This is a genomic window from Streptomyces sp. LS1784 (assembly GCF_020103755.1).
Lineage (GTDB): Bacteria > Actinomycetota > Actinomycetes > Streptomycetales > Streptomycetaceae > Kitasatospora.
The window spans coordinates 1-9,616 of sequence record NZ_JAHSQD010000317.1; the positions used below are offsets into that span (position 1 = coordinate 1).

Annotated in this window: 9 protein-coding genes; 6 read left to right on the forward strand and 3 right to left on the reverse strand. The window is 73.5% G+C overall.

The window, feature by feature from the left end; genetic code table 11:
- The 3 genes from KS423_RS28835 to KS423_RS28845 all read right to left on the reverse strand — a co-directional run.
- Nucleotides 1–1,196: sensor domain-containing diguanylate cyclase (locus KS423_RS28835; RefSeq protein ID WP_224282714.1), on the reverse strand; the 1,196-nt coding region annotated here is incomplete at its 3' end.
- Nucleotides 1,197–1,464: 268 nt separating this feature from the next.
- On the reverse strand, nt 1,465–2,589 hold the full coding sequence (locus tag KS423_RS28840) for an adenylate/guanylate cyclase domain-containing protein (protein WP_224282706.1): 1,125 nt from the start codon (nt 2,587–2,589) through the stop codon (nt 1,465–1,467).
- 173 nt (nt 2,590–2,762) lie between these two features.
- Nucleotides 2,763–3,656, reverse strand: a complete 894-nt coding sequence (locus tag KS423_RS28845; RefSeq protein WP_224282707.1) for a biotin--[acetyl-CoA-carboxylase] ligase — start codon at nt 3,654–3,656, stop codon at nt 2,763–2,765.
- A gap of 233 nt (nt 3,657–3,889) precedes the next feature.
- Between KS423_RS28845 and KS423_RS28850 the strand changes: the two genes are divergently transcribed.
- The 6 genes from KS423_RS28850 to KS423_RS28875 all read left to right on the forward strand — a co-directional run bounded on the left by KS423_RS28850 (nt 3,890) and on the right by KS423_RS28875 (nt 9,462).
- A complete protein-coding gene (locus KS423_RS28850; RefSeq protein ID WP_224282708.1) occupies nt 3,890–5,479 on the forward strand; it encodes an acyl-CoA carboxylase subunit beta in 1,590 nt (529 codons plus the stop codon).
- Nucleotides 5,480–5,508: 29 nt separating this feature from the next.
- The gene (locus KS423_RS28855; protein ID WP_224282709.1) at nt 5,509–5,730 is read left to right on the forward strand and encodes an acyl-CoA carboxylase epsilon subunit; all 222 of its coding nucleotides are present in this window, start codon (nt 5,509–5,511) and stop codon (nt 5,728–5,730) included.
- A gap of 130 nt (nt 5,731–5,860) precedes the next feature.
- The gene (gene mmpB, locus KS423_RS28860; protein ID WP_224282710.1) at nt 5,861–6,001 is read left to right on the forward strand and encodes a morphogenic membrane protein MmpB; all 141 of its coding nucleotides are present in this window, start codon (nt 5,861–5,863) and stop codon (nt 5,999–6,001) included.
- Nucleotides 6,002–6,048: 47 nt separating this feature from the next.
- Nucleotides 6,049–6,651 (forward strand): nucleoside triphosphate pyrophosphatase, encoded by a 603-nt coding sequence (locus tag KS423_RS28865; protein WP_224282711.1) that lies wholly within the window; start codon nt 6,049–6,051, stop codon nt 6,649–6,651.
- A gap of 65 nt (nt 6,652–6,716) precedes the next feature.
- Nucleotides 6,717–7,451, forward strand: coding sequence for a hypothetical protein (locus KS423_RS28870; RefSeq protein ID WP_224282712.1), 735 nt, complete (start codon nt 6,717–6,719; stop codon nt 7,449–7,451).
- 235 nt (nt 7,452–7,686) lie between these two features.
- Nucleotides 7,687–9,462: a biotin carboxylase N-terminal domain-containing protein gene (locus KS423_RS28875; RefSeq protein ID WP_224282713.1), complete on the forward strand. Its 1,776-nt coding sequence runs from the start codon at nt 7,687–7,689 to the stop codon at nt 9,460–9,462.
- Nucleotides 9,463–9,616 lie beyond the last annotated feature (154 nt).

Genomic DNA, 9,616 nt, shown 5'->3' on the forward strand with positions numbered 1-9,616 from the left:
CCGTCCGCCCGGTGGTGCGGGTCGGCGGCGTCGGCGAGCAGCACCGTGGGGTCGGGCGAGAAGCCGGGGCCGTGGCTGCGCCCGGCGACCACGGGGTGGGCCGCCCGGGCCGCCTTGGCCCGGTACTGGGCGGCGTCGGCGAGCCGGAACAACCGGTCGGGGGTGGTGACCGGCCCGATCGAGTCCCCGGTGGAGGCGACGCCGCAGGCCACGCCCTCGCCCTCGGAGAGCGCGAGGGCCCGGGCACACAGCTCCTCGGCGACGGCGACCACCTCGTCGGCCTTCTGGCCCTCCACCAGCAGGCAGAACTCGTCGCCGCCGAGCCGGGCGGCGAGGCTGCCGGGGAGCTTGGCGGCGGCCAGCGAGAGCTGGTGGGCGAAGCGCTCCAGCAGCCGGTCGCCCATCTCGTGGCCGAGCTGGTCGTTGACCCGCTTCAGCCCGTTGACGTCGCAGACCACCAGCGAGACCACGGTGTCGTCCCGGTTGTGGGCCTCCAGCGAGCTCTCCAGCCGGGCGTCGACGGCGCGCCGGTTGGCCAGGCCGGTGAGTGGGTCGGAGAAGGCGAGCTTGCGCAGGTCGGCGAGGCGCTCGGTCTGCGCGAGCCCGGCCGAGACCTGGGCGGCGAGCAGGGTCGCGTAGTCGGCGTCGGCCTCGGTGAACTCGGGCATCCCGGCCGACCGGGCGAGGTACAGCTCGCCCCAGGCCTGGCCGTGCAGCACGATCGGCGCGACCACGCAGCAGGCCCGCCCGCGCCGGCGCAGCGCCGCAGCGCGCTCCTGGCAGTACGCGCCGGCGGTCGGGTGTACGTGCCCGGCGTGCGGCTCGCTGTTCTCGGCGCTCTGCAGCCAGGCACGCGGCAGCCGCCCGGTGCTCCAGCGCTCCTCCAGGTACGTGACGATCTCGGGGAAGTCGGCGACCGGGTACGACTCGTCCTCGGGGAGCTCCTCCTCACCCGGGGCGAGTTCGCCGTGGTTGACCAGGACCCGCAGCCGACCGGACTCGCGCTCCCAGACCGAGACGGCGGCCATGGTGGCGCCGAGCGCCTCGGTGGCCCGGGCGGCGGCGGCCCGGACGGCCTCCAGCGGGGTGATCGCGGCGGCCATGTCCTGGGCCAGCTCGACCACGGACTGCAGTCTCAGGTCGGGCAGCGGGTCGGGATGCCGCCGGCCGCCGCAGTCGCAGTCGCGGTCCGTCATGATCGCCTCACTGCTCACCGGCTCGCCTCGCTCCCGTGCTCGGTCCTGCCAGACCCCCGTCGGCCGGCCGCACCCGACCGGCCGCTTGCACCAAGACTATGGCGGTTTCATTCGGTTATGCCCCGTTTGCCCGGATGGACCCACAGCAGACCGTACGGGTTTCAACCGTTCGGCACCCGGAAGGTCGTACTCGCCGTGCGCAAGCGCGCCCCGCACCCCCACCGCACGCGGTCTTCCTCCACGGCGTGTCCTCCCGGCGTGCCCGCCGCTACTCGGCCGTCAGCCGCCGGGTGAGCAGCCACGGCTCGACCAGGCCGAGCCCCCGCACCGGCCGCCGCCACATCGGCTGCAGGTGGAACCTGGCCCCGGCCTCCGGGCCGGGCATCGGCAGCCCGGAGGCGGGCATCCCGGCCGCGACCGACAGCGCCTCGGCCAGGCCCGGCCCCTCCGAGTCGGCCGGGGCGACGCTGCCGTTCTGCTCCAGCGCGGCGGCGAACTCGCCGTCGATCAGCACCGCGTCCTTGGGCGCGATCGAGGTGAGCCGGCTGGCCAGGTTGACGGTGGTGCCGAAGACGTCGCCCATCCGTGAGGTGACCGTGCCGAAGGCCATGCCGACCCGCAGCGGCGGGATGGTGTCGTCCCCGGCCAGCGCCTCGATCAGGCTCAGCGCGATCTCGGCGGCGGTCGCCGGGTCCTCGGAGACGTAGAGGATCTCGTCGCCGAGCGTCTTGATCACCCGGCCGCCCTGGCCGGCGATCAGGTCCGAGCAGGTGTTCTCGAAGGTCTCGACCAGCTCGCCGAGCTCCTCCTCCTCCAGCCGCCGGGACAGCCGGGTGAAACCGACCAGGTCGGCGAAGCCGACGGCGAGCCGCCCGCTGGTGATCTCGTTGTCCTCGGCGGCCTGCACCACCCGGCCGGTGACGGCCGCCAGCTGGCGCCGCCAGACGTACACCAGGAACTGCTCCAGCTCCGGCAGCAGCAGCTCGACCAGCGGGTACGCGACGTCGGCGCGGGTCAGCCCGGGCTCGACGGACTGGGTGAGGTTCTCCAGGAAGGTGTCCATCTGCCAGCCGGCCAGCCGGGCCGTGGTCTGGCCGGTGGAGCGGGCCACCTGGATCGCCATCGACTCGCTGAGCAGCCCGGACTCGACCAGTCCGGCCAGGCGCCGCAGCGCGATCACGTCGCCGTCGGTGAGCGCCCGGGACTGGCCGATGTCGGGAAAGCCCATGGCCCGCCAGAACCGGGTGGCCAGCTCCATCGGGACGTCGGCGGCGCGCGCGGCCTGGTACGGGGTGTAGCGGCGCGGCGCGTCCAGGATCAGGCGTTCCAGTTCGAGCGCGACCGTGGGGTCGTTGCTGCCCGCCGTCGCGCCGCTGCTGCCGTCCTCTGCCACCGGTCCGTCCCCGTGCGATCGCCGCACTCGCCTCGTGTCCTACCTGTCCGGGCGCGCCGTCCGCCACCCGGGCGGGCAGTGGCGCGCCTCACACCGCTGCCAGGTGGAATGTTCGCACGGAATCGTCGGATCCGGGGCATCAGCCCGGGTCAAGGGGAGGTGAAGACTGCCGTTCAGCGGGGCTCGGGGCGCACGTGGACGACGTCCCCGGCACCGACCGCCCGGCGTACGCCGTCGGGCGTACGGACCACCAGCCGCCCATCGCCGTCCACCGCCACCGCCTCGCCGGCCAGCTCGCGGTCGCCCGGCAGGTGCACCTTCACCTGGCGGCCGAGCGTGGTGCAGCGGTCCACGTAGGCGCGCATCAGGTCGCTGGCGTGCGGGTCGCCCGCGGCGGCCGTCCACTCCCGGTACAGCACCGCGAACTCGCGCAGCAGGGCGCGCAGCAGGGTGCCCCGGTCGGTGGTCGAGGCGCCGGCCAGCGCGAGCGAGGCGGCGGTGGGGACGGGCAGCTCCTCCGCGCGCAGCGAGACGTTGAGGCCCATGCCGACCACCACCGCGCCGCCGGCCAGCTCGGTGAGGATGCCGCCGAGCTTGCGCTCCGCGCCGTCGATCTCCGTCTGGAGGTCGTTGGGCCACTTCAGCCCCACCTCGACCCCGGCGACCCGGCCGAGCGTGCTGGCCGCGGCCACCCCGACCAGGATCGGCAGCCAGCCGTACCGCTCGACCGGCACCTCCTCGGGGCGCAGCAGGACGGACAGGAACAGCCCGGAGCGGGGCGGGGCGGTCCACTGCCGGTCCAGCCGGCCGCGGGCGGCGCTCTGCGCCTCGGCCACCAGCACCGTGCCCTGCCCGGCACCCGCCGCGGCCCGGGCCGCGAGGTCGCTGTTGGTGGAGCCGGTCTCGGCGACGACGTCCAGGGAGGTCCACAGCCCGCCCGGGACGAGCAGGTCGTGGCGCAGCGCCTCCTCGTCCAGCGGCGGACGGTCCAGGTCGGTCCAGGGCGACGGTCCGGCGTGGCCGAAGCCGCGCAGTCCGCTGCGGCGGGGGGTCTCGGGTGCGGTCATGGGAAAACACTAGATCGGGTACCGGGTGCAGGCCGCCCCATCGTCCCGCAGAAAGGCCGCCGACAAAACTGTGTCGATGGCCATAACGCCAGGACATGACGCATCGCCCTCTGCGCTGGCTACGCTACCCAGCGGTAGTTCGTAGCGCCGCCCTGCCCTCATGCGCGGGCCCACCCACCCGGCCCCGCGCGCACTCGAACAGGTCGCGGCCATGGATCAGGGAGAGCCACCGGATGACCGAGGCGCCGTACGACCCCCACACCACCGCCGGCAAGCTCGCCGACCTGCGGCGAAGGCTGGACGAGGCGGTGCACTCCGGCTCCGCGAAGGCCGTGGAGAAGCAGCACGCCAAGGGCAAGCTGACCGCCCGCGAGCGGGTCGTGGAACTGCTGGACGAGGACTCCTTCGTGGAGTTCGACGAGTTCGCCCGGCACCGCTCGACCAACTTCGGCCAGGAGAAGAACCGGCCGTACGGCGACGGCGTGGTGACCGGCTACGGCACCGTGGACGGCCGCCAGGTCGCCGTGTTCGCCCAGGACTTCACCGTCTTCGGCGGCTCGCTCGGCGAGGTCTTCGGCGAGAAGATCGTCAAGGTGATGGACTTCGCGCTGAAGACCGGCTGCCCGGTCATCGGCATCAACGACTCCGGCGGCGCCCGGATCCAGGAGGGCGTGGTCTCGCTCGGCCTGTACGGCGAGATCTTCCGGCGCAACGTGCACGCCTCCGGCGTCATCCCGCAGATCTCGCTGATCATGGGCCCCTGCGCGGGCGGCGCGGTGTACTCCCCCGCGATCACCGACTTCGTGGTGATGGCCGACCGGACCTCGCACATGTTCATCACCGGCCCGGACGTGATCAAGACCGTCACCGGCGAGGACGTCGCGATGGAGGAGCTGGGCGGCGCGCGCACCCACAACACCAAGTCGGGCAACGCGCACTACCTGGCCGCGGACGAGAAGGAGGCGATCGAGTACGTCAAGAGCCTGCTCTCGTACCTGCCCTCCAACAACCTGAGCGACCCGCCGTCCTACCCCGAGCAGGCCGACCTCACGGTCACCGAGGAGGACCTCGAACTCGACACCATCGTGCCGGACTCGGCGAACCAGCCGTACGACATGCGCGAGGTGATCGAGCACATCGTCGACGACGGCGAGTTCCTGGAGACCCAGCCGCTGTACGCGGGCAACATCATCACCGGCTTCGGCCGGGTCGAGGGCCAGTCCGTCGGCATCGTCGGCAGCCAGCCGATGGACCTGGCCGGCTGCCTGGACATCAACGCCAGCGAGAAGGCCGCCCGCTTCATCCGCACCTGCGACTCCTTCAACGTCCCGGTGCTGACCTTCGTGGACGTGCCCGGCTTCCTGCCCGGCACCGAGCAGGAGTGGGACGGCATCATCCGGCGCGGCGCCAAGCTGATCTACGCCTACGCCGAGGCCACCGTCCCGCTGATCACCGTGATCACCCGCAAGGCCTTCGGCGGCGCGTACGACGTCATGGGCTCCAAGCACCTGGGCGCCGACCTCAACCTGGCCTGGCCGACCGCGCAGATCGCCGTGATGGGCGCGCAGGGCGCGGTCAACATCCTGCACCGCCGGGAGATCGCCGAGGCCGAGGCGGCCGGCACCGTCGACGAGAAGCGGGCCGAGCTGATCGCCTCGTACGAGGACACCCTGCTGAACCCGTACCTGGCGGCCGAACGCGGCTACGTGGACGCGGTGATCGCACCGAGCGAGACCCGCCGGCACATCGTCCGCGGCCTGCGGGCGCTGCGCGGCAAGCGCGAGGTGCTGCCGCCGAAGAAGCACGGCAACATCCCCCTGTAGGCCCCGTCCCTGTCGGGAGAGAACCAGCCATGTCCCCGATCCACGTGCTGCACGGGCAGCCGACCCCCGAGGAGCTGGCCACCGTCCTGGCGGTGGTCCAGGCCCGGGCCGCCGCCGCGCAGGCCGCCGCCGAGGCGGCGCGTCTGGCCGGTGTCGGCCCGGCCTCCCCCTGGAACGACCGCGCCCGCCTGCTCCGCCCCGCCGTCCACCCGGGCGTGAACGCCTGGCGGACCTCGGGCTGGGCGCACTGAAGTCCCCTGCGTGGAGCGGGAGGTCGGCCCGCCGGCGTCCCGCTCCACGCGGCTTTCTCCGCCCGCTTTGCCCGAAACCTGAGTACGGATACTCAGGCGCCCGCACCCCCTCCCGGCGCACTCTGGACGGGTGCTCTGGTCAGACCCCCGCGACGAGCCCTCGCCCGAGGCCCGTCGGATGCAGGAGCGGATGCAGCGGGCCGGCAAGGTGCTCGCCGCCCTGGTGCTGGTCGGCGCCGTGCTGATGATGCTCGCCCGCTCGTTCACCTGACCCGTTCACCCGAACGGCGGACACCTGCACCCCCTACGCTGGTGGGCATGACCGACCAGCGCGCCCTCGTCCTCGCCTCCGCCTCCCCCGCCCGCCTCGGGCTGCTGCGCCAGGCGGGGCTCGACCCGCGCGTGGTGGTCAGCGGCGTCGACGAGGACGCGATCACCGCCGCCACCCCCGCCGAGCTCGCGCTCGTGCTGGCCGAGGCCAAGGCGAAGGCCGTCGCCGCCGAACTCGCCGACGGCGAGCTGGTGATCGGCTGCGACTCCGTCCTGGAGCTGGACGGCCAGGCCCTCGGCAAGCCCGCCGACGCCGCCGAGGCGCTGGCCCGCTGGCAGTCGATGCGCGGGCGCGCCGGCGTGCTGCGCACCGGCCACTGCGTGATCGACACCACGACCGGCCGGCAGTCCTCGGCCACCGCCTCCACCACCGTCCGCTTCGGCACCCCGGACGACGCGGAGATCGCCGCGTACGTCGCCTCCGGCGAACCGCTGCACGTGGCCGGGGCGTTCACCCTGGACGGCCGCTCGGCGCCGTTCGTCGACGGCATCGACGGCGACCCGGGCAACGTCATCGGCCTCTCCCTGCCGCTGCTGCGCCGACTGCTCGCCGACCTGGACCTGCGCATCACGGATCTGTGGACCGACTGACCTGCCGCGCCCCGCAGCCGTGCCCCTAAGCTGACCGGCGTTCGAACGGGGAGGGGACGCGGCAGATGACCGACAGCGTGCTCAACGTGGTGCTGGGCCTGGTGGCCAGCGCGATCAGCGCAGGCCTCGGCTGGCTGGCCCAGATGCTGCGGCGGCGCCGCAAGGTCGAGCGGGTGCGGGCGTTCTTCGGGCTGCCGAACGGCAGCGAGTGCCTGATCGTGGTGCCGCGCAGCATCGGAACGGGCTCGCACGCGCACACCGTGACCCGGCGCGACGCCTACGCGCTGATGTGGCTGGCCGGGCTGGTCGAGGAGTGCGGGGCGCGGCCCGAACTGGTCGCCCACGACGCCGCGCACCGCGGTCTGGGCGCCAAGGCCGAGCTGTGCCTGGGCGGTCCGGTCAGCAACGAGCGGATGGCCGCGCACCTGGCCTGGGGCCTGCCGGGCGTGCTCGTCACCTCGGGACCGGACCCGGGCAGCAACGTGATCGTGGTGGGCGAGCGCGACTACACCGCCGACCACGACCAGGCGCACACCCTGCTGGCCCGGATCGCCACCCCGGACGGCGGCCGCCCGGTGTTCCTGGTCTCCGGTCAGACCGGCACCGCCAACCAGGCCGGGGTGCGCTACCTGGTCGCGCACCACCGCGATCTCGCCCGGAAGTACGGGCAGGACGGCACCTTCGCGCTCGTCCTGCGGGTGGTCAACCCGGAGGCGTACGGGCCGGACATGGTCGAGGTGGCGGCCGACGTGACGGCCGACGCGCTGCGGCGGCCCGGTGCCCGCTCCGGCGCCGTTTGAGCGGTCCGCGCGACACTGTGGCCCATGCCACCTCCCGCCACGCCGCCGGCCGGTCACCCGCCGTGGCCCCTCCCGATCCGGGCGGACCGGCACCGACCTGCGGCGTCGTCCGGGGAGCCGCCCGGCGGGCCGCGAAAGTCATCACCGAGCGTGTGGGATAGTTCACAACCGGGGGCTACTCGCCGGTACTGCCCGGGAATCCATAAACTCAACGAGGTTCAAGAAGGGAGCCACAGTGCGCAAGGTGCTCATCGCCAACCGCGGGGAAATCGCCGTCCGCGTCGCCCGGGCCTGCTCGGACGCCGGTATCGCCAGCGTCGCCGTCTACGCCGAGCCGGACCGGGATGCGCTGCACGTCCGCGCGGCCGACGAGGCTTACGCGCTGGGCGGTGACACCCCCGCTACCAGCTACCTGGACATCACCAAGGTCCTCAAGGCGGCCGCCGACTCCGGCGCCGACGCCGTCCACCCCGGCTACGGGTTCCTGTCGGAGAACGCCGACTTCGCCCAGGCCGTCCTCGACGCGGGTCTGATCTGGATCGGCCCGCCGCCGCAGGCCATCCGCGACCTCGGCGACAAGGTGACCGCCCGGCACGTCGCCCAGCGGGCCGGTGCCCCGCTGGTGGCCGGCACCCCGGACCCGGTCTCGGGTGCCGACGAGGTCGTCACGTTCGCCCAGGAGCACGGCCTGCCGGTCGCCATCAAGGCGGCCTTCGGCGGTGGCGGCCGCGGCCTCAAGGTCGCCCGCACGCTGGAGGAGATCCCCGAGCTGTACGAGTCCGCGGTGCGCGAGGCCGTCGCCGCCTTCGGCCGCGGCGAGTGCTTCGTCGAGCGCTACCTGGACAACCCGCGGCACGTGGAGACCCAGTGCCTGGCCGACAAGCACGGCAACGTGGTGGTCGTCTCCACCCGTGACTGCTCGCTCCAGCGCCGCCACCAGAAGCTCGTCGAGGAGGCGCCCGCGCCGTTCCTGACCGCCGAGCAGAACGCCGAGCTGTACCGGGCGTCCAAGGCCATCCTGAAGGAGGCCGGCTACGAGGGCGCCGGGACCTGCGAGTTCCTGGTCGCGCTGGACGGCACGATCTCCTTCCTGGAGGTCAACACCCGTCTCCAGGTGGAGCACCCGGTCACCGAGGAGGTCACCGGCCTCGACCTGGTCCGCGAGATGTTCCGGATCGCCGACGGCGAGGAGCTCGGCTACGGCGACCCCGAGGTGCGCGGCCACTCCTTCGAGTTCCGCATCAACGGCGAGGACCCGGGCCGCAACTTCCTGCCCGCGCCCGGCACCGTGACGCTGTTCGCCCCGCCGTCCGGCCCGGGCGTGCGCCTGGACTCCGGCGTGGAGACCGGCTCGGTCATCGGCCCGGCCTGGGACTCGCTGCTGGCCAAGCTGGTCGTCACCGGCCGCGACCGCAAGCAGGCCCTGGAGCGGGCCCGCCGTGCACTGAACGAGTTCAAGGTGGAGGGTATGGCCACCGCCATCCCGTTCCACCAGGCGGTCGTCACCGACCCGGCGTTCGCGCCCGAGGTGCACGGCAGCGACGAGCCGTTCGAGGTCTTCACCCGGTGGATCGAGACCGAGTTCGACAACACCATCCCGCCGTTCGCCGGCGCGGCCGGTGACGGCGAGGAGGCCGAGACCCGGGAGACCGTGGTGGTCGAGGTCGGCGGCAAGCGGATCGAGGTCTCGCTGCCGTCCTCGCTGGGCGTCTCGACGGCCCCGGCGGCCGGTGCGACGGGTGCCGCCAAGGCCAAGCGCCGGGTGGGCGCCAAGAAGGCCGGCTCGGCCGTCAGCGGTGACACCCTGGCCTCGCCGATGCAGGGCACCATCGTCAAGGTCGCCGTGGAGGAGGGCCAGGTCGTCGCCGAGGGCGAGCTGATCGTGGTCCTGGAGGCGATGAAGATGGAGCAGCCGCTGAACGCCCACAAGGCGGGCACCGTCTCCGGCCTCAAGGCCGAGGTGGGCGCGAGCGTCAGCAGCGGCGCCGCGCTCTGCGAGATCAAGGACTGACGCCGCCCCCTGGGGCGGGCCTCGCCCCTCGGACCGGTCCGTACGCCCTTCGGGGGTGTGCGGACCGGTCGCGTTTCCGGGGTCCGTACGGGCTCAGCGCCCGCGCGGCAGGCCCAGCTCGGCCAGCCGGGCCGGCATGCCGCCCGGGGCGGCC

Excerpts from the sequence above, each read along its gene's own strand:
- KS423_RS28845 (WP_224282707.1), bottom strand. The coding sequence starts at position 3,656 with ATGACCGCACCCGAGACCCCCCGCCGCAGCGGACTGCGCGGCTTCGGC.
- KS423_RS28850 (WP_224282708.1), top strand. The coding sequence starts at position 3,890 with ATGACCGAGGCGCCGTACGACCCCCACACCACCGCCGGCAAGCTCGCC.
- KS423_RS28855 (WP_224282709.1), top strand. The coding sequence starts at position 5,509 with ATGTCCCCGATCCACGTGCTGCACGGGCAGCCGACCCCCGAGGAGCTG.
- KS423_RS28865 (WP_224282711.1), top strand. The coding sequence starts at position 6,049 with ATGACCGACCAGCGCGCCCTCGTCCTCGCCTCCGCCTCCCCCGCCCGC.
- KS423_RS28870 (WP_224282712.1), top strand. The coding sequence starts at position 6,717 with ATGACCGACAGCGTGCTCAACGTGGTGCTGGGCCTGGTGGCCAGCGCG.